The organism is Rhizobium sp. P2_G2 (assembly GCF_056403555.1).
Window position 1 is genome coordinate 26,678 of record NZ_JBFUFF010000051.1, and the last position, 20,378, is coordinate 47,055.

A 20,378-nucleotide genomic window follows, 5' to 3' on the forward strand; every position below is an offset into this window, starting at 1 on the left:
CTATGATGGAAAAACGTCTCTCGAGCTACATCTGGAAACATACGCGCAGTCAGCAGCTCTACATCCTGCTGATCGTGGCGATATCGATGATCCCTTATTTCATGTCGTTCGACCTGCCGAAGCAGATCGTCAACGGACCGATCCAGGGCAAAGGCTTCAAGGAAGGCCAGACCCAGCTCTTCTTGCAGATGGGTGTCGATATCCCGTGGCTTGGGCATGTGACGCTGTTTCCGGGAATAGCTCTTGACCGGATGTCGATGCTTTTCGCGCTGAGCGGCGTCTTCCTGCTCCTGGTCATCGTCAACGGCCTGTTCAAATATTATATCAACAACTACAAGGGACGCCTCGGCGAGCGCCTGCTGCGCCGCATTCGTTTCCAGCTCGTTGACCAGATTCTCAGATTCCCGCCGACGCAGTTCAAACGCGCCAAAGGCGCCGAAATCGCGAGCATGGTCAAGGACGAGGTCGAGCCGCTCGGTGGCTTCACCGGCGATGCCTTTGTCTCGCCGGCTCTGATCGGTGGCCAGGCGCTGACGGCTTTGTTCTTCATCCTCGTGCAGAATTTCTGGCTGGGCCTGATCGCCGCTCTGATGGTTGGCGTGCAGGGATTCATCATCCCGCGCATGCGCCGCAAGCAGCTGATTCTCGGCCGCGAACGCCAATTGACCGCCCGTGAGCTCTCGGGCCGGGTGAGCGAGATTTTCGAAGGCATCAGCACGATCCGCGCTTTCGACACCACCAATTACGAGCGCGCCGACATTGCTGCCCGGCTGGGGCGGATTTTCCGCATCCGCTACGACCTCTACAATTGGAAATTCCTCGTCAAGTTCATCAACAATTTCCTCGCCTCGCTAACGCCTTTCCTGTTCTACTGCATCGGCGGCTATCTGGCGCTCAACGGCCAGCTTGACATCGGCCAGCTGGTTGCCGTCATCGGCGCCTACAAGGACCTGCCGGGGCCGCTCAAGGACCTGATCGATTGGGATCAGACCCGCCAGGACGTGCAGATCAAGTACACCCAGGTCGTCGAACAGTTCAGCGTCGAAGGCATGATCGACCCGAAGATCCAGGACGTCGCTGCGGATGCGCACGACTTGAGCGCCGAGCCTCTGGCCGCGGTCAATCTGTCGTTGGTGGACGACAGCGGCGCGCGGCTCCTGAGCGGCGTCTCGCTGCAGATCCATCCGGGTGAAACGGTGGCCATTGTCGGCGCGGCTGCGGCCGGCGGCGAGTCGCTGGCGGAAGCCTTCGCCCGGATCATCTGGCCGGAAACCGGCCGTATCACCTTCGGCTCACATGACATCATGAGCCTGCCGGAATCGGCCACCGGCCGGCAGCTTTCCTATGCCTCGTCCGAGACCTATTTCTTCCACGGCACGCTGCGTGACAACCTGCTCTACGGCCTCAAACATGCGCCTTTGAGGGAGGCGGAATATGATGAAGACGGCCTTAAGAAACGCAAGTGGGAGGTCAATGAAGCCCGCTTGGCCGGCAATCCGGATCTCGACGTCAATGCCGACTGGATCGATTATACCGCGGCTGGCGTTTCCGGCCCGGAAGAGCTTTCCCGGGCGATCGCAGCGGCGCTCGATGCCGTGCTGCTCTCGAAGGACATCATGGACCTGGCGCTTCGTTCGATCGTCGATCCCGAGAACCACGAGAATTTTGCCGCCCGCATCGTCGAAATGCGCCATGCGCTACGCGAGGAACTAGACAAGGAGGGCCTGTCGAGCCTCGTGGCCTCGTTCGAGCCCGGTGCCTATAATACCGAGGCAACCGTTGGCGAAAATCTGCTTTTCGGCACGGCCACAGGCCCGGCATTGATGGGGCGGGCGATCGCGCAGAACGGCTATTTCCGCTCCGTCGTCAGCCGCACAGGGCTGGACCGCATCCTCTACGAAATGGGCCTGGAAATCGCCGAGAACGCAGTCAATCTGTTCGGTGACCTGCCGCCGGATCATCCTTTCTTCCAGCAATTGACCTTCATGACGGCAGACGACCTGCCGCAATATCAACTGCTGCTGCAGCGGCTGAAGGGCAAGCGTTTCGAGGATGTACCACCGGAAGACACAGTGGCGATCATCCGCCTGAGCTTCCTTTATATCGAGCCTCGCCACCGCTTCGGCTTGTTGACCGACGAACTGATGCAGAAGATCGTCGATGTTCGCCGCGAGTTCCATGATGGCCTGCCCGAGGATCTATCCGGAGCCATCGAGCGCTACGATCCGGACCGCTACATGGCGGCGTCGACGCTGATGGACAATGTGCTGCTCGGCCGCATAAGTCACAAGCATCCCGACGGTTCCGAGCGCATCCGTTCGATCGTGCGCAAACTGCTCAATACGCTTGGCCTTTACGACAGCGTGCTGGAAGTGGGCATGGAGTATAATGTCGGCGCTGGCGGCCGCAGATTGACCTCGGTCCAACGCCAGAAGCTCAATCTGGCGCGCACCCTGTTGAGACGGTCCCCCTATTATGTATTCAACAGGCCGCTTTCCGCCTTGGACCAGCGCGTGCAGGAGCAGGTGCTGAGAAATGCGCTCGACCTGGTCCACAAGGATGGTCTTGAGGCGACTGTGATCTGGGTGTTGTCGAACACGTCTTTGACAGACATGTTCGATCGCGTCATCGTCTTCGACAAGGGCAAACTGGTGGAAGACGGCACGCACGAGACTCTTTTACAGAAGAGCGGTATTTTTAAGGAACTTGTGTCATAGATCATGTCACGAGCGGTCAGACAGTCTAAGATGTGCGGGGTGAAAACCTGATCATGATGCTCAAAGACGAAGTACAAACATTGCGGCAGGTGCCCCTCTTCGCGCGTGTTGCGCCGGCGAAGCTGAAGCTTCTGGCATTCACCTCCGACCGCGTCAGTTATCGTCCAGGGGATACCCTGTTTCACCAGGGCGATCCGGGCGATGCCGCCTATGTCATCCTGGCCGGCAAAGCCGATATTCTCAACGAGTCGCCGGGCGGTCAGATCAAGGTCGCAGAGCTCGATTACAACACCATTGTCGGCGAGATCGCCATCCTCTGCGATACGTCGCGCACCGCCACCGTCAAGGCGACCATGCCGATCGAGGCGCTGCGAATCCGCAAGGAAGACTTTTTAAAGCTGCTCGCCGACTATCCGGAAATGACCATCGAAATCATGCGCGTGCTGGCCGACCGCCTGAGCCGCACCACATTGGAGCTCGCCGAGGCACGCAGCCGGATCGAACAGGTCAACTGAACGCCAAAGGCTCGACTGCGCCGCTTGCCAGATCCACGGTGAAATTCCGCGACGGCAGGCCAGACGAAAACCGCTCGAACATTGCGAGCAGCCGGGCAAACGACCATTGCACCCCGCCCTTGTCCGGCGCGCATGTGGCGAGCCGCTCCGAGAGCCGCCGATAGGCCTGTAAGCGCTCCGGCGTGACATCGGCAAGCCCAAGATCGCTGCCCATCCGCACCCGATACCAATCTCCGAGAAACGTCATGATGGGAATGTCCGCCAGCAGCGCTTCGCCATTGTTCGCAAGATCGGCAAGCGTCATCGTCCTCGCTGCTTCGGCGAGAGGGTCTGGCCATTCCCGCTTCAGGTAGCGCCGGCCGACGAGATAGCCCAGATGGGCTGAGACGAAGGCGCCATAATCCTCGGCGTCGAGGAGGGCGGCGGCATTGAGGCCGGTCCTTCGGGCTTCCATCCGATAAAGATCCGCGATGCCCGGATCGAGTGCCATGTCGCCGATCTCTACGGTCTCGATCGCAAGCTGCCCGGTCCCGATCGAGACGATTTTGTAGGCCGCTGGAAAGGCAACCAGGGACGGCACGGAGATGTTGACGAGGAAACCGTCGGGCTGAGCGATCCGCGCCGTGTCGTTGGCATGCAGGTGGCCGCTGAAATGTACCCGAATGCCCGCCGCGATCAGCGCCGCGCCGACCTCGGGTTCCGGAATGCGCCTGAGAAGTGCGGTCTCGCCCAGCACAGCGCGTTCATCCGCACCGGTGCGGTCGAGTGGGTCGAGCGCCGGATAGTGCGAGAAGGCAAGCAGGGTCTTGCCGAGATGCCTGGCTCGCCCTGAAACATCCTTCATCCAATCCAGCACGAAGCGTTTCTGCATGAGCATAGCATTCCAGCCGGCATCGCTGCTGTCGGCAAGGGTTGCTTCGTCATCGCCGGCAACGCCGTCGATGGGAACGAAGACATTGGCATCGATCATCAGCAGCCACAATCCTTCGAAGGGCTCAACCAGATAGGAGGCATCCATCAGCCGCCTTGCCGTTCCTTCTGATGATCCCGCCTTGTAGAGCCGATCCTCCGGCGCGTCACCTGCTCCGAACGGCGTTTCCCAGTGAAGATAGTCCGATGCACGGAACAAGCCGCTATGGCGCGGCAGTCCATCGGGATAGCCAGTGCAGCGCATGCCAGCGCTGGTGATCACCCGATCCTCCTCCGGTCCCGCGCTGCGTTGCGGATCGCTGGTCACCAGGTCCATGCCCCCCTCGGCATTGAGGAAGCGTTTGGCGCGATGGCGGCCGGAAACGCCAAAAATGTCGTGATTGCCCGGAACAGCATAGAACCGCATGCCGCCCGACCGGTAGAAGTCCAGCAGCGCATCCAGCGCCTTCAACGTGGCGACCTGTCCGTCGTCGGAATAGTCGCCAAGCAGCACGACATGGCGGATGCCGCGCCGGCTGACATCGTCGAGCGCATGCCTGAGCGCCCGATCGCTTTCGTTGAACAGCCGCGTCGATTTTATCGAGTCGGCGAAAGACCGGAGAAACAGCCTTTGACCTTCGACGATAACGCCTCCGGCGCCGAAATCCGCTTTGGGATCATGAAAGTGGGCGTCGGCGATGACGGCGATCGTCGGCTTAGGCATAGGCGGCATCGGGAAACGTTTCTCCGGGTAGTAGGGACTGAAATAATAACGGATGTCATCATATATATTTAAAAATATGAGATTGACCCGCCGCGTCTGGACCTGTTCCATTGGCTCTCGTGGCGGAATGGCGGCAGTCGCGGGCATCGATGCTAAAACGAAAGAATGATCCAGTGTTCAGAGTGCGTTTTTGGGGAGTGCGCGGCAGCCTGCCTGTATCCGGCCCCGACTTCCAGAGATTTGGCGGCAATACGGTCTGCATAGAAATGCAGTGCGGAGAGCATCGGTTGTTGTTCGATGCAGGCTCCGGATTGCTGCCGGCCGGTCGGACCTTGCTCGCCGACGGCGTCACGACGTTCAATCTGTTCTTCACGCACTGTCATTACGACCATATCATCGGCCTTCCTTACTTTGCGCCGCTTTTCGATCCGCGTTCGGACCTCACCGTCTGGTCCGGCCACATGGCCGGAAAGATGACGACGCATGAGATGATCACCGGATTCATTCGTCCGCCGTGGTTCCCAATCGAGGTCGACGAGTGTCGCGCACATCTCAAACCGCGTGATTTCAAAGCCGGCGAAATCCTTGAGCCTTATCCCGGTGTTCGGCTGCTGACCGGTAATCTCAACCATCCGGGCGGTGCGATTGGATACCGTGTCGAATGGCAAGGGCGTTCGGTGGCGCTGATCACCGATACCGAGCACCAGCCTGGCATTCTCGATCCCAACGTGCTGTCGCTGATCGAGGGCGTCGATCTCTTCCTCTACGACACCACCTATACTGACGACGAGATGCCCTACAAGATCGGCTATGGTCATTCCTCCTGGCAGCACGCTATTCGGTTGGCGCGGGCGGCCGAGGCGGCGCATGTCGCCTTCATCCATCATTCGCCGCTGCGTACCGATGCCGAGATAGAGGCGATCGATCGCCTCGCCGTCAACCAGTTTCCCAACGCCTTTTCGGCGCGCGAAGGCCAGGTCTTCGACGTCGATGGCCTGACGCTACGCGAGCATATCCGTTAGCGACACCCAGCGGCAGGCAGGATGCCGGCGCGTCACCGAGAACATCGCGTCAAGGAACGCCCATCCCGCTTCGTCGTGGACGAGGTGATGGGTCAGAAAGCCGAGCGCGCCGCCGCTCTCCCACATTTCATCAAGCCGCTTCACCATGTCGGCGACCAAGGCCGTCGTTTCGCGCGCGCCGCGCGTTCCGTGCCAGTCCATCAGGTCGACATGGGTGTTGACGACGGCGAGCGGCGCCGGCTTCTCCGGCCCGAAAACGGATATGGCCTTGAAGCCGAGGTCTGGCAGCCCCGCGATGACACGGGGCGCAATCCGGTTCCACGGCGGCACGAGCACGGGAGCGAAGCGGGCAGCGTGAAACGCCTCCAGGCGATGAAAGCCCGCTTTCAATTCCTCAAGCACTGTCTCGACCGGCCGATGTGCGCCGAGCTCCTGCTTCTTTTCGTCGAGCCTCGCGTGATTGGTGTGCGACCAGCCGTGGACGACGACCGCGACCTGAGGAAATTGGGTCAGATAATCCGCCAATACCTGCCCGGTATGGAGCGGGATAACCGCGAGCGTCACCGGCAGGTCGTGCTTGGTCGTCAGCTCCAGAAGTCGTACGAGTTCTGCTGTCGGCTCGATGGCATCGTCGTCCCGCAACCAGAAACGGGCCGTCTTGCCGGTGGCCTGCCAGCGGTCCAGTTCATCGACAAGCGGTTGCCAGATGGCGTCGTCGGTCATTGGTTCCCCACATGCTCGTGCAGAATCTCATCCAGCCGCTGCGCTGCCCGGGCGATGGATCGTTCCTCGCTGACGAAACGCCGCGCCTCGGCTCCCATCCGCGCACGCATCTCCGGATCACCCAGCATGATGCGGATGGCATTCGCGTAAGCCGGCACGTCGCCAACCGGCGTCAACAGGCCGGTGCGATCCGCGATCACGACTTCCGGCACGCCATGGGTATCCTGCGCGATCACAGGCAGCCCGGCAGCCTGCGTTTCGAGATAAGAGAGCCCATAGGCCTCGGTGCAACCCGGCCAGACATGAACGGCACTTTCCGACAGCAGGGTGGCGATGTCCTGCCGGCTTTGCTGCCCGTGCCAGATGATCCTCTCGGGCTCGAATCCGGCAAACATGGCCTCGGCCTGCTTTCGGCAGATGCCGTCACCGATGATCGAGAGCGTCCAGTCTTCCTCCTCGATCAGCTTGAGCGCTGCGGCGAGCATCGCCAGACTGTCCATCTTGTTGCCCGGCCGCATCATCGCCATGGTGACCAGCTTTCCCGGCTGCGGTCGAGGCGGCAGGGTGAGGAAGATCGAGCCGTCGAGAAACGGCGGCAGAAATGCCGTGCGCGCCGCCGGCGCCGCCTCGACGAGCCCCCGCCGGTCGCGCGTGGTGAGGCAGATATTGACGCTGGCCATTTCCAGCGATTGCAGCACGATTGCCTGAGCCTCTGCCCAGGCGCCAAGATTGCGGCGCGCCGAATAGGAGGTCTCGACGGTCACATAGGGGATATCGAAGGCCTTGCCGAGCACGGGACCGATCAGATCCGGCGCCTTGTAATAGGGATGATAGGTGATCCAGGCATCGGGGGCGCCGTCGCGTTGCCAGGCGGCGCCGATCCGCTCTATCTCCGCCTCGGCCTGCCGCCGCAATGAGGGCAGGGCGTCGGACGACGGCTCGCGCATGAAGGCACGGAGCGTCGAGGCGATCTCGACCGCATGGCCGGCCGCCTGCAGCGCGGTGATCAGCAATTGCGCCATCAGCCTGTCGCCGGACGGGACGGGATGGTCGGGCGACTTCAGCGGCGCATGGAAGGCAATCTTCATGCTCCAGGCTTAGGAATTTTCCGCCGCCATTGTCAATTCGCCAGCCTGTTCTTCGAGATGGCTTCGCACCGCTCCAGCGATATCGGGCGAAAGTCCGGGGGGCTGCCCAGGACCGCGTCAACACGGAGATCGAGACACGCCGCGATGGTGGCGCGGTGTCAGCTCATATCATCAGATCATGGTGCCAGTGCATGTGTGGCGCTTCGTCCGCTGCGGCCAGATCCCAACGGCCTCCGCCACCAACAGCCTGCCCCGCAGCATTCTCGACTTTGACGATCACCGTCTGGTCGTCGTTGATGCCGTTGCTGTCTGTGACGCGGACGGTGAGCCGATAGACATTGTCCCCGTTGCTGTCGGTAGGGTGCTCGAAATCCGGTTTGGCGTAGAAGGCGATCTTGCCGGTTATCGCATCGATGCTGAAGGCGCCGCCATCGGGTTCGCCGCCACCGAGCGCGCGAATGATCTTGTAGCTCAGGCCATCGCCTTCCTTATCGCCGAAGGAATCGCTGGCGCCGATGTCGGCGACGGCGAGCGTTCCTTCCTTGGCCGCATATGTATGGGTCAGGCCGCCGGCGATCGAGGGACCCTTGCCGATCAGGTCGGCCAGCGACAGGACCTGGTCCGAGAACTGGAAGCGCTCCACGCCCGTGATCGTATCGGCTCCATCCGGTGAGCCCGGCCGCGCATCCCGGATAGTGACGGTGCCATTCTTGAAACTCACGTGATATTTGTTGCGGGCGCCGCTGAAGATAGCGACATCATTGTCGAGCAGGCTGGTCACCGCCTCGTCGCCGCCATCGATCCTGTCATTGCCGGCGCCGCCGGTGAGGATGTCGGCGCCATTGCCGCCCTTGAGCACGTCATCGCCGCCGCCGCCGTTGACGGTCTCGAAACTGCTGCTGCCGAGATAGGTCTCGGCCGCCTTGCTGCCGATGAAGTTGAAGCCGTTGGAGTGAAAGACGTCGAAATTCTTGACCGTGCTACCGGCGAAGGTGCCGGTGTTTTTAGACTGGTCTGCAAGGTCGAGCATGTCGCCGAAGAAGCCGTTGGCGAAGAGATCGTCCTTGCCGCCACCGCCGTCCACGGTCTTGGCCGCGCCTTGCATGGTGAAGCTGTCATTGCCGCCGGCAAGATCGATATTGCCCGCCGCGGTGGTCATGACCCTGTTCGAGGCGTCGTTGCCGATGAAATCGACGGTGACGCCGTCTGGTGTCAGGTCGGTGCTCTGGATCAGGTTCTCGAAATTCTTGGCGGTGTTGTAGGCGAAGATGCCCTTGTTCTTCGAGGGATCGGCGAGATCCAGTTCGTGGACCTTGCTGGCATCATATTCGGTGAGCACGAACTGCAGCGTATCGCTACCCTTGCCGCCGTCGGCGAAAGCGCCGGTCTCGCCAAAACCCCAGCGGACGGTGTCGTTGCCGCCATAGGTGCGGACCTGATCGGCGCCGATATCGTAGCGACCATCGCCGATGACGTTGTTGGCCTCGCTGCCGTAAATCACATCGGCCACTTCGGTGCCATAGACATTCTCGACGCTCTTCAGTTTGAACGTGCCTCCGAAGGGGTTTTGGCCCGTGCCGGTTCTCAAGTCGACCAGCGCCCCCTTTGTCGGATGAACCTCGCCGACGACATCCTCCATCGGCCGCAGTTGAAGAAGGTCGGTGCCTTTCCCGCCTTGATAGACGAGATCACCGGGATTCCACTTCAGCGCAGTATCATTGCCGTCGCCGCCGGTAACGGTGTCGTCGCCCGCCCCCGTGTCGAAATAGGCGCCAGCCTTCGCCCCTTTCTGGACTGTCGCCACGGTGTCTCCGGCCATAAGCGAGACGACATAGCTGTAGTCCGTCGGCTGCTCCATCATGTGATCGAAGAAAGTGACGGCATTCTGCGGCGTGAAGCCGGAGATCGTCGTGCTGGCGACACCCTCCGCGCCGGAGGTCTGGAACGTGAACGATGTCACTGTGCCGCCGGTAATCGTGTTGTGGGCGATATCGCCGGTCAGCCCATGTCCATGCGCGATGATCGACAAGGTTGGATAGGCGTGCTGGCCGTCCTCCGCCTTGCCCGACGAGAACGCCTGGACGACGGCCTCAGCGACCTTGACGCTTATCTTGACGAACTTCTTGACGTTGTAATTGTTGAAATGTACGACCCAATAATCATTATATGGGCCGAAGTTGATTGGAACCGCCACCCAGGCGTTGTCCGGATAATCTATATCCCTTTGCACGCTGGCGATCCTCTTCTGAACGTACGAAAAGCATTCCGCGCGGCACGAGCCTCGTTGAAGGAGCTTAGGCGGCAAAAGGAGTGGTGACTATCCCTGATCAGGGTAGGGCGACAAATTCCCCGCAGAATCCCGGCCGCGTCAGCAGCGCCGAAAACGGTGAACCAGGATAAGCGCTGGCGAAGACGACGGAGCGCCTGCGGTGCTTCTCTTCGAGCGAAAGCGCTTGTCTCAGCGCTATGCGACGGGCGAGTTCCCCGGCACGTCCGCCGGGCAATGACCGGTCAGGCAGCGCCCGCCACCGGCGCGTCGGCGGTATCCGACAGAGCGACCTCCAGCAGTTCCCTTGAATAGGGCTCCCTGAGTTCGCCGCGCTTGAGATCCGCCACATCGGCAATCTCGACAACCCGGCCATGCCGCATCACCGCCAGCCTGTCGCAGAGGAAAGACACGACCGGCAGGTTATGCGTCACCATCACATAAGTCAGGTTCCGCTCGCGCCGCAGCCGCTTCAGCAGGTTGAGGATTTCCGCCTGCACCGAGACATCGAGCGCCGAGGTCGGTTCGTCGAGCAGCATCAATTTCGGCTCCAGGATCAGCGCCCTGGCGATGGCCACACGCTGCCGCTGGCCGCCGGAGAGCTGATGCGGAAAGCGGAAACGGAAGCGCCGGTCGAGCCCGACGGCAGCAAGCACGCTTTCGACCCGTTCGTTCTGGCCGCCGATGCCGTGGATGGAGAGCGGTTCGCTGAGGATCGCATCGACCGTCTTGCGCGGATGCAGCGACCCATAGGGGTCCTGGAACACCATCTGGCAGATCTTTGAAAAACTGCGATCGATGCCATGGCTGCGTTGATTGCCGAAGACTGAAATCGACCCCTTCCATTCCGGCGCCAGCCCCGCAATGGCCTTGAGCACGGTCGACTTGCCCGAGCCGCTCTCGCCGACCAGCGCAAAGCTTTCGCCCTCGCTGATATCGAGGGCGATGCCATGGGTGATCTGTGTCCGGCCATAAAAGACGTCGAGATTCTGGATCGATAAAGCGCTCATGTGCCGCCCCATGCGCTGCGGTCGAGGACAGGCAATTCCTCGCGGGTTTCATTGAGACGTGGCACCGAGGCAATCAGTCCGCGAGTGTAAGGATGTGTGGCCCGCATCAATTCGCCAGCTTTACATTCTTCGACGATACGGCCGGCATTCATAACCAGGATGCGGTCGCAATAGCTGGAGACGAGATTGAGATCGTGGCTGATGAAGATCAGCCCCATGCCCTTGCGCGTGACGAGATCGTCGATGATGTCGAGCACCTGGGCCTGCACCGAGACGTCGAGCGCCGAAGTCGGCTCGTCGGCGATCAGGAGGTCCGGTTCCGGGATCAGCATCATGGCGATCATCACCCGCTGACCCATGCCGCCGGAAAGCTCGTGCGGGTAGAGTGTGGCGACACGGTCCGGATCGTTGATCCGCACCGCTTCGAGCATGGATCGCACGCGGCTCGCGATCTCGCTACGGGAAAGTTTCTGGTGCGTCAGCAGCGCTTCGGCGATCTGCTCGCGCACGGTCATGACCGGATTGAGCGAGAATTTCGGGTCCTGCATGACCATGGAAATGCGGGCGCCGCGGATTGACCGCATCTGTCGTTCGGACTGTTTCGCCAGATCGATGCCGTCGAATTCCAGCCGCTTCGCGGTCACTTTACCCGGTGCGCGAATGAGCTTCAGAATGGAGCGGCCGGTCATCGATTTCCCGGAGCCGCTCTCGCCGACGATCCCGAGCCGCTCGCGGCCAAGCGAGAAGGAGACGCCGCGCACGACCTCGGCCGGGCCGCGCGGTGTCGGAAAGGTGACCCGCAGATCTTCGACCGTCAGTAATGGCTTACTCAATGGCCTTCTCCGCTCTTCGGGTCGAGCACGTCGCGTAGACCATCGCCCAGGAAACAGAAACCGAGCGAGACGATGATGATGGCAAAGCCCGGCATGGTCGCCACCCACCACTGTTCGAGGATGAAGGAGCGGCCGCGGGCAATCATTGCTCCCCATTCCGGCAACGGTGGCTGCGCGCCGAGCCCGATAAAGCCGAGGCCGGCGGCGGTGAGAATGATGCCGGCCATGTCGAGCGTGACGCGGATGATCATCGAGGAGGTGCAGAGCGGCAGGACATGGCCGCAGATGACGCGCAGTGCCGAGGCGCCCTGCAGCCGGATCGCGGCGATGAATTCGGAATTCTTGAAGGTCAATGTCTCGGCCCGGGCGATACGCGCATAGGCGGGCCAGGAGGTGATGGCGATGGCGATGATGGCGTTGTCGATGCCAGGGCCGAGGGCCGCAACCAGCGCCAAAGCCAGGATCAGCTTCGGCATCGACAGGAAGATGTCGGTGATGCCCATCAGGATGCGGTCGACCCAGCCGCCGAAATAGCCGGAGATCGCGCCGATCAACAGGCCCGCGGGCGCTGCCAGCACGGCGACGATGATGACGATAGTCAGCGTGATCCGCGAACCACGGACGACACGCGACCAGATATCACGGCCGAGTTCGTCCGTGCCCATCCAATGCGCCGAGGACGGCGGCATCAGCCGATGCGCCAGATCCTGCGCAACCGGATCCTGCGGCCCGATCCAGGGTGCGAAGATCGCTGTCAGGATGAGCAGGAGGATGATGGCCAGCCCGACCATGGCCAGCGCATTGCGGGAGAGGGCGGCTGAAATCCGGTACATGCGTGACACCCGTGCCTGCATCCGCGAGGCGGGGCTGTCGTCGATCAGCCAATTGTGAAGGTCTGTAAATGCCATGTGTGTCCTCACCCCGTCAGCGTGCGCGGGGATCGAGAATGCGGTAGAGCGCATCCGAAAGCTTGTTGATGCCGATGAACACGGCGCCGATCACCAACGTCGCGCCGAGCACTGCCGACATGTCGGCATTGAGCAGCGCCACGGTGAGATAATTGCCGATGCCCGGCCAGGAGAAGATCGTCTCGATCATGACGGAGCCTTCGAGCAGGCCGGCATAGGAGAGACCGCAGACGGTGATCAGCGGCACCAGGATCGGCCGAAAGGCATGCCGCCAGATCACCAGCCGTTCCGGCACGCCCTTGACCCGCGCCGTCGTCACATATTCCTGCGCCAATTGGTCGAGCATGAACGAGCGGGTCATGCGGGCGATATAGGCAAGGCTGAAGAAACCGAGGATGCTCGCAGGCAGCGCCAGATGCAGCACCGCGTTCCAGAAAATCTCGGTCTCGCCGGCCAGCAGCGTGTCGACCAGCATCAGCCCGGTGATCGGATCGACCAGCCCGTCATAGTAGACATCAATACGGCCCGGGCCGCCGACCCATTTCAGGCGCGCATAGAAGACTGCAAGTCCCACCAAGCCGAGCCAGAAAGCCGGCACGGCATAGCCGAACAGGCCGATGACGCGGATCACCTGGTCGAGCAGGCTGCCCTGGCGGCTCGCCGCATAGACGCCCATCGGCACGCCGATGACGATGCCGATGATGATGCCGAGCGTCGCCATTTCCAGCGTCGCGGGAAAGACGCGTCTCAGGTCCTCCGCCACCGGCCGGCCGGTGGAAACGGATGTGCCGAAATCCCCGCGCAGCACCGAGCCGACATAGTCGATGAACTGTATGATCATCGGCTTGTCGAGGCCAAGCTGCAGCCGCGCCGCTTCATAGACCGCCTTCGGCGCCCGGTCGCCGACCACCGCCAGCACCGGATCGATCGGCACCACGCGGCCGATGAAGAAGGTGATGGCGAGCAGGCCGAGGAAAGTGAGCGCCAGCGAGATCAAAAAGCCGGCCAGGCCGATCAGGAAGCGCCGAGCGCGGCCACTCTCAGGTGCCGCCTTGAGCGCACCCGTTGCGGAGGGCAAAGTGTCTGGTTCGAACGCCAAGCGGCAGGCCTCTCATCAAGTTCCCCGACGCTTGTCATACCCCAAATGAGGTTTCGGATATCTCCGGGCGTCTCAAAAATTTCGCTTGGAATATACAAAAAATTTTGCTTGTATCAAATAAATTTTACTCAGCCGGGAGCCGCAATGCCGCCCTTGACCGGAGCCGCGATCGAGACCACCCAGCCGAAAGTCGGCGCGCTGATCCGCGCCCGGCGGCGGCAGCTCGGCATGACGCTGCAGGAAATCTGTGATGCCGCCGGCATCTCGCTCGGCTATCTCTCCCAGGTCGAGCGCGACCAGGCGACGCCGTCCCTCGGCACGCTGGCGCAAATTGCCCGCAGCCTCGATGTCGGCATGGACTATTTCATCGCTACGCCAAGCGTCGAGAGCGCGCTGACCCGCGGCGCCGAGCGCGAAAAATTCTCCGTCGACGGCTCATCCGTTCTCTATGAACGGATCGCCACCGATTTTGCCGGCAATATCCTGTCTTCGTTCGTGCTCAATGTGCCACCGGGCTACCGCTCCGAGACGGTCAGTCATGAGGGCGAGGAGATCCTCTACGTGCTCGAAGGCACGATCCAGCAGCGGCTCGATGACGAGGAAATCACCATGACTGCCGGCGACAGCCTGCATTTCCGCGGCAACCGCCCACATGCCTGGTGGAACGATTCCGGCAAGCCGGCACGATTGCTGTGGACCGGAACCCTTCCGCTTTTCCGCGGTCGTCCGACGCTCGCCGAAACCCCCGCCAAATCCAGAACCACAAAGGGCAAATAGCCTGACAAGAGGAGAACGACCGATGAAAATGTTCAACGCCGCGCTGGTCGCGGCCACTATGCTGGTGCCGGCCGCAGCCGCGACTGCGGTCTATGCCGCGACACCGGCGACCGCGCTTGTCGTCGCCGAAAATATCGACGACATCGTCTCGATCGACCCGGCCGAAGCTTATGAATTCTCGTCGGGCGAATATGTGACCCAGACCTATGACCGCTTAGTGCAGTATGATGCGCCGGACGTGCAGAAGCTGGCGCCGGGCCTTGCTACCGAATGGAAGGTGGATGACGCCAACAAGACCATCACCTTCACCATCCGCGATGGCGTGAAATTCTCTTCCGGCAATCCCGTCCGCGCCGAGGACGTCGTTTATTCGTGGAAGCGTGTCGTCGTCCTCAACAAGGCGCCGGCTTTCGTGCTGACCCAACTGGGCTGGACGCCGCAGAATTTCGACAGCATGGTCAAGGCCGACGGCAACAAGGTCGTCGCCAAATATGCGGGCGATATGTCCTCGGCCTTCGTGCTCAACGTGCTCGCCTCGCGGCCCGCATCGGTTGTCGACGAGGCGACCGTCAAGTCGCACGAAGCCAACAATGACATGGGCAATGCCTGGCTGAAGGCCAATTCGGCCGGCACCGGTCCGTTCATCCTCAAGGCTTTCCGCCCCAATGAGATCATCAACCTTGCCGCCAATCCCGACTATTTCGGTGGCGCTCCGGCGATGAAGTCGGTGATCATTCGCCACGTCGCCGAAGCTGCGACCCAGCAGTTGATGCTCGAATCCGGCGATGTCGACATCGCCAAGAACCTGACGCCGGACCAGATTTCCGGCATCACCACCAAGGGCAATTTTACCGTCGAAACCTATCCGCAGGCGGCCGTTCATTTCCTGTCCCTCAATCAGAAGGATCAGGCGCTGACCAATCCGGCGATCTGGGAAGCGGCGCGCTACCTTGTCGACTATAAGGGCATGACGGACTCGTTCCTTAAGGGTCAGATGCAGGTCCACCAGGCCTTCTGGCCGAAGGGTTTCCCCGGCTCGCTGGACGACACGCCCTATAGCTTCGACGTCGCCAAGGCCAAGAAGATCCTTGCCGACGGTGGCGTCAAGACGCCCATGGACGTGACGCTCGACGTCATCAACTCGACGCCGTTTACCGACATGGCGCAATCGCTGCAGGCCGGCTTCGCCCAGGCCGGCATCAACTTCAAGATCATTCCCGGCACCGGCAGCCAGGTGATCACCAAGTACCGCGCCCGCACACATGAGGCCATGCTGCTCTATTGGGGTCCGGATTTCATGGATCCGGATTCGAATGCGGAAGCCTTCTCCTACAATGCCGACAATTCGGACGGCCACTATCAGTCGACCACGACCTGGCGCAACGGCTGGGCTGTGCCGGACGAACTGAACAAGGAGACCAAGGCAGCTCTCGCCGAGCCGGATACCAACAAGCGCAACGACATGTATGTCGACCTGCAGAAGAAGGTCCAGACCAATTCGCCGATCGTCATCATGTTCCAGGCGGCAACGCAGGTTGCTATGGGGAAGAATGTCAGCGGCTATGTGAACGGCGCCACCTCGGACTTCGTGTTCTACCGGTTGGTGAAGAAGAACTAAGCTGGCTAAATGAGTGGGTCATCCGGTGAGGACTCGCCGGGTGGCTTAACGATATCTCGCTCATTGATCCCCGCGATACCCCCCTGTCCTGCCGGACATCTCCCCCTCAAGGGGGGAGATTGGCCAGAGGCGCGCTCATCGGCTCAAATATCCGTCGAGAACCGGGCGCGAGACGGTTTATGTGGGGCAGAGCGGCGCGCCCATCCAATCTCCCCCCTTGAGGGGGAGATGYCCGGCAGGGCAGAGGGGGGTGTGGCTAACTCGATGATCAAAGTAGCGGCTTCCGAACAACCGCCCCCAGGACATTCCCCATGCCCCTCGTCCGCCCCATCCGCCCCACTGACGCCGATGACGTTGCCGCTATCTACGCCTACGAATCCGTCATCACAAATACCGGCCAGATCCCGCATCGCGATGCCGCCTTTTGGCAGAATTTCTACAAGTCCCGCGATCCCGGCGGTGTCGAACTGGTCGCGGAAATCGAGGGCAGGGCGGTCGGCCATCTCGGCATGATCATGAACCACACGCCGCGCCGCAAGCACGTCGCGAGCTTCGGCATCTCCGTCCATCCGGACTTCCAGGGCCGTGGCGTCGGCCATGCGCTGATGAGTGAAATGCTCAATATGGCGGACAATTGGCTGAATCTGATGCGCGTCGAGCTGGCGGTCGCGTCGACAAACGAGCGCGCCATCCACCTCTATAAGAAGCATGGATTCGAGATCGAGGGTGAGGCGCGCTACGATCTCTTTAGTGCAGGCCATTATTCGAGCAGCCTGCACATGGCGCGGTTTCATCCGCGCTTTGCCCCGATGCTGAGCGCCTGAGCACTGCGCCGTCGCGACGCTCTCAGTCGGTGGCGATTACTCGGCGGTCCAGCCGCCGTCGACCGGCAGCGTCACGCCGGTGATCTGCTTGGCGCCATCTGTGCAGAGGAACAGCGCCACGGCGGCGATTTCCTCGACGGTGACGAATTCCTTGGTCGGCTGGGCAGCGAGCAGCACGTCGTGCTTGACCTGTTCCTCGGTCATGTTGCGCGCCTTCATCGTGTCCGGGATTTGCTTCTCGACCAGAGGCGTCCAGACATAGCCAGGGGCGATGGCGTTGCAGGTGATGCCGTCGCGGGCAGCTTCCAGCGCCACGGTCTTGGTCAGGCCGGCAATGCCGTGCTTGGCCGAGACATAGGCCGACTTGAACGGCGAGGCGACCAGCGCATGCGCCGAGGCGGTGTTGATGATGCGGCCCCATTTGCGCGCCTTCATGCCTGGAATGGCGGCCTTGATGGCGTAGAAGGCTGCAAGCAGGTTGATGCGGATGATCGCTTCCCATTTGTCGTCAGGAAAGTCTTCGATCGGCGAGACGAACTGGATGCCGGCATTGTTGACCAGGATGTCGAGCGTGCCGAAGGCGGCTTCCGCATCCTTGACCATCGCCGTGACTTCCGCGCCGTCCATCATATTGGCGGCGGAATAGCGGCACTTGACGCCGAAATCCTTTTCGATCGCCGCGCGCTCCGCCTCGATCGCGGCAGCATCGCCCAGGCCGTTGATGGTGACGTTGGAGCCTTCAGCGGCAAAAGCGCGGGCGATGGCAAGGCCGATGCCGCTGGTGGAGCCAGTGACGAGTGCATTCTTGGAAATGAGAGAACCCATGAGCTTTTCCCGCATGTGCTAAGAGACGGAGAGGAGACGGCGAGACTGCCGAAATAATTCGTACATTTGCATTCTCTCATGTCGCTTTGATTACAATAAGAAATAACCAGCCCCTGCGCGCTTTTGGCGCGCCTTTGAATCCGGACGCTGACACGTCCACGTCATGCTGCTATGCAATATCCTTCCAACCACACCGATGGGGATCGAAGATGAAGGCTGACGATATCCTGAAACACGCCTACGCAATGCCGCTGACCAATCCCTCCTATCCGCCCGGCCCTTATCGTTTCTTCGATCGCGAATATGTCATCATCACCTACCGCACGACGCGCGAGGCGCTTGAAGCTGTCGTGCCGGAGCCGCTCGAATTCGACGAGCCGCTGGTGAAGTATGAGTTCATCCGCATGCCCGACTCCACCGGCTTCGGCGATTATACCGAGACCGGACAGGTGATCCCGGTCACCTATAAGGGCCAGAAGGGCGGCTACGTCCATTCGATGTTCCTCGATGACGACGCGCCGATCGCCGGCGGCCGCGAGATCTGGGGCTTCCCGAAGAAACTCGCCACGCCCAAGATCGTCAACGAAGGCGAGGTCGTGGTCGGCACGCTGCATTATGGCAGCGTGCTCTGCGCCACCGGGACTATGGGCTACAAGCATCGGGCGATCGAAAAGGGTCCGCTGCTCGAGGCGCTCAAGGAACCGAACTTCCTGATCAAGATCATCCCGCATGTCGACGCCACGCCGCGCATCTGCGAACTGGTCCGCTACTATCTGACCGATATCGACCTGAAGGAGGCCTGGACCTCGCCGGCGGCGTTGGATCTCCGTCCGCATGTCATGGCCGATGTCGCTCGCCTGCCGGTAGTCGAAGTCGTCTCCGCTGTCCACTTCGTCGCCGACCTGACGCTCGGTCTCGGCGAAGTCGTCCACGATTATCTGGCGAAGTGAGGGAGTGGCACATGCTCGAACGCAATACCAGCAAATCTCTCAAGCCAACGCCTGCCGAAATCGCCCAACAGTATGACCGCGTCGCTCTGGTCTTCCAGGGCGGCGGTGCGCTCGGCGCCTATCAGCCCGGCGTCTACCAGGCGCTGGTCGAGGCCGGCATCGAGCCGACCTGGCTGTCCGGCGTGTCGATCGGTGCGATCAATGCGGCGATCATCGCCGGCAACGAGCCGAGCCGCCGCATGCAGCGGCTGGAACAGTTCTGGCACATCATTTCCGGCCGCAAGATCTGGGCCTATACGCCGGAAGGCGATTTCTTCCGCGACATCCGCAACCGCACCAGCTCCTGGATGACGATGACCATGGGCCAGCCCGGCTTCTTCAAGCCGCGCTTCCAGAATCCCTGGTTCCAGCTGGCCGGCGCCGAGGGTGCCACGAGCTTCTATGACAGTGCCGAACTGCGCCAGACGCTGCTCGACCTGATCGACTTTAATGTCCTCAACGATGGCAAGAAGCGCTTCAGCGTTGGCGCGGTCAACGTCCGAACCGGCAACTTCCTCTATTTCGACACCGACAAAATCCGCATCGAACCGGAGCACATCATGGCATCGGGCGCGCTGCCGCCGGCGCTGCCGCCGGTCCGCATCGAGGGCGAATATTATTGGGATGGCGGCATCGTCTCCAACACGCCGCTGCAATACCTGCTCGACCAGGAAGAGGATCGCTCCTCGCTGGTTTTCCAGGTCGACCTGTTTTCCGCTCGCGGCGTGCTGCCGCGCTCGATGCCGGATGTATTGTCGCGCCACAAGGACATCATGTATTCCAGCCGCACGCGCCAGAACACGGATAACTTCAAACGCATCCACGGCATGAAGATGAAGCTGTTGCACGCCCTGCAGCGCGTGCCGCGCGAGCAGTTGTCAGCCGACGAACTGACGCTGATCGAGGATTATTCCAAGGCCGGCGTCGTCAATATCGTCCACCTCATCTACCAGCACAAGAATTACGAAGGCCACGCCAAGGACTACGAATTCTCCGGCACGTCGATGCGCGAGCATTGGGATATGGGGATGGAAGACACCAAGCGCACGCTGCGTCACAGCCAATGGCTGGAGCCGCCCACCAATGCCGAAGGTGTGGCGATCCACGACCTGCATCGCGAAGACCCGGTGTGATTTTTGGGCGGGGTCCTTCGAGGCCCCATTCCGCTTCGCGTCATGGGGCGCCTCAGGATGAGGGGAGTTTGGGGCACTGCGGTGCCCCATTTGCGTTGTGCGCCCAGCATGGGCGCATTCTTGTGGGTGGAAGTCCCACCGTAAGCTGGTCATGGCGAGCGAAGAGAAGCGCAACTGCGGCAGGGTGACCGACCGTGGGAAGGAAGCGTGGATCGAACCTGCGGGCCGATGGAAAAGAACCGGATAAGAGGCGATGCCGATCAGGGCGAGTGGGCAAAGAACCACGAAGCTCTTGTGACCAAGGGTCGGTGGCGTAAATCCGGCGGTCGTGCAGGGAAGGAGTGCGTTCTTACCTGGGGAGATCTCGCTTTGCGCCTGAAAGGGCGACGGTGTCGAGC

At 61.3% G+C, this 20,378-nt stretch carries 17 protein-coding genes; 8 read left to right on the forward strand and 9 right to left on the reverse strand.

Annotated elements, in window-relative coordinates; all coding sequences use genetic code 11:
• Positions 1-5 precede the first annotated feature (5 nt).
• Both AC1D06_RS26980 and AC1D06_RS26985 read left to right on the forward strand, forming a co-directional pair.
• A complete protein-coding gene (locus tag AC1D06_RS26980) occupies positions 6-2,717 on the forward strand; it encodes an ABC transporter transmembrane domain-containing protein (RefSeq protein ID WP_477877501.1) in 2,712 nt (903 codons plus the stop codon).
• Positions 2,718-2,770: 53 nt separating this feature from the next.
• A complete protein-coding gene (locus AC1D06_RS26985; protein WP_477877502.1) occupies positions 2,771-3,232 on the forward strand; it encodes a cyclic nucleotide-binding domain-containing protein in 462 nt (153 codons plus the stop codon).
• On the opposite strand, the gene AC1D06_RS26990 is transcribed toward AC1D06_RS26985, so the two are convergent.
• Entirely contained in the window at positions 3,225-4,874 is a 1,650-nt protein-coding gene (locus AC1D06_RS26990) for a metallophosphoesterase family protein (RefSeq protein WP_477988863.1), read from the reverse strand. The genes AC1D06_RS26985 and AC1D06_RS26990 overlap by 8 nt on opposite strands.
• 140 nt (positions 4,875-5,014) lie before the next feature.
• Between AC1D06_RS26990 and AC1D06_RS26995 the strand changes: the two genes are divergently transcribed.
• A complete protein-coding gene (locus tag AC1D06_RS26995; RefSeq protein WP_477988864.1) occupies positions 5,015-5,887 on the forward strand; it encodes an MBL fold metallo-hydrolase in 873 nt (290 codons plus the stop codon).
• On the opposite strand, the gene AC1D06_RS27000 is transcribed toward AC1D06_RS26995, so the two are convergent.
• The 7 genes from AC1D06_RS27000 to AC1D06_RS27030 form a co-directional block, all read right to left on the reverse strand.
• Entirely contained in the window at positions 5,867-6,610 is a 744-nt protein-coding gene (locus tag AC1D06_RS27000; protein WP_477877505.1) for a polysaccharide deacetylase family protein, read from the reverse strand. The two genes, AC1D06_RS26995 and AC1D06_RS27000, sit on opposite strands and share 21 nt — an antisense overlap.
• Positions 6,607-7,698 carry a glycosyltransferase family 4 protein gene (locus tag AC1D06_RS27005; RefSeq protein ID WP_477988865.1) on the reverse strand — a complete coding sequence of 364 codons (1,092 nt, stop codon included), beginning with the start codon at positions 7,696-7,698 and terminating at the stop codon, positions 6,607-6,609. Before AC1D06_RS27005 ends, AC1D06_RS27000 begins: the two co-directional genes overlap by 4 nt.
• A 163-nt stretch (positions 7,699-7,861) precedes the next feature.
• On the reverse strand, positions 7,862-9,928 hold the full coding sequence (locus AC1D06_RS27010) for a hypothetical protein (RefSeq protein WP_477988867.1): 2,067 nt from the start codon (positions 9,926-9,928) through the stop codon (positions 7,862-7,864).
• A 281-nt stretch (positions 9,929-10,209) separates the two neighbouring features.
• Complete coding sequence (locus AC1D06_RS27015; RefSeq protein WP_477988868.1) at positions 10,210-10,974, reverse strand: ABC transporter ATP-binding protein; 765 nt, start codon at positions 10,972-10,974, stop codon at positions 10,210-10,212.
• Positions 10,971-11,807 carry an ABC transporter ATP-binding protein gene (locus AC1D06_RS27020; RefSeq protein ID WP_477988869.1) on the reverse strand — a complete coding sequence of 279 codons (837 nt, stop codon included), beginning with the start codon at positions 11,805-11,807 and terminating at the stop codon, positions 10,971-10,973. Before AC1D06_RS27020 ends, AC1D06_RS27015 begins: the two co-directional genes overlap by 4 nt.
• Positions 11,804-12,715 carry an ABC transporter permease gene (locus tag AC1D06_RS27025; protein ID WP_477877510.1) on the reverse strand — a complete coding sequence of 304 codons (912 nt, stop codon included), beginning with the start codon at positions 12,713-12,715 and terminating at the stop codon, positions 11,804-11,806. Before AC1D06_RS27025 ends, AC1D06_RS27020 begins: the two co-directional genes overlap by 4 nt.
• Positions 12,716-12,731: 16 nt before the next feature.
• Positions 12,732-13,814: an ABC transporter permease gene (locus tag AC1D06_RS27030; RefSeq protein WP_477988870.1), complete on the reverse strand. Its 1,083-nt coding sequence runs from the start codon at positions 13,812-13,814 to the stop codon at positions 12,732-12,734.
• Between the two features lie 144 nt (positions 13,815-13,958).
• Between AC1D06_RS27030 and AC1D06_RS27035 the strand changes: the two genes are divergently transcribed.
• From AC1D06_RS27035 to AC1D06_RS27045, 3 genes are all read left to right on the forward strand, one after another.
• On the forward strand, positions 13,959-14,591 hold the full coding sequence (locus AC1D06_RS27035; protein ID WP_477988872.1) for a helix-turn-helix domain-containing protein: 633 nt from the start codon (positions 13,959-13,961) through the stop codon (positions 14,589-14,591).
• A 22-nt stretch (positions 14,592-14,613) separates the two neighbouring features.
• Complete coding sequence (locus AC1D06_RS27040; protein WP_477877513.1) at positions 14,614-16,209, forward strand: ABC transporter substrate-binding protein; 1,596 nt, start codon at positions 14,614-14,616, stop codon at positions 16,207-16,209.
• Between the two features lie 311 nt (positions 16,210-16,520).
• Positions 16,521-17,033 (forward strand): GNAT family N-acetyltransferase, encoded by a 513-nt coding sequence (locus AC1D06_RS27045; protein ID WP_477988874.1) that lies wholly within the window; start codon positions 16,521-16,523, stop codon positions 17,031-17,033.
• Between the two features lie 36 nt (positions 17,034-17,069).
• On the opposite strand, the gene AC1D06_RS27050 is transcribed toward AC1D06_RS27045, so the two are convergent.
• Positions 17,070-17,858 (reverse strand): 3-hydroxybutyrate dehydrogenase, encoded by a 789-nt coding sequence (locus AC1D06_RS27050; RefSeq protein ID WP_477877515.1) that lies wholly within the window; start codon positions 17,856-17,858, stop codon positions 17,070-17,072.
• A 209-nt stretch (positions 17,859-18,067) separates the two neighbouring features.
• On the opposite strand from AC1D06_RS27050, the gene AC1D06_RS27055 reads away from it, so the two are divergent.
• Entirely contained in the window at positions 18,068-18,808 is a 741-nt protein-coding gene (locus tag AC1D06_RS27055; RefSeq protein WP_477877516.1) for an acetoacetate decarboxylase, read from the forward strand.
• 11 nt (positions 18,809-18,819) lie between these two features.
• Positions 18,820-19,980: a patatin-like phospholipase family protein gene (locus tag AC1D06_RS27060; protein ID WP_477988876.1), complete on the forward strand. Its 1,161-nt coding sequence runs from the start codon at positions 18,820-18,822 to the stop codon at positions 19,978-19,980.
• Positions 19,981-20,378 lie beyond the last annotated feature (398 nt).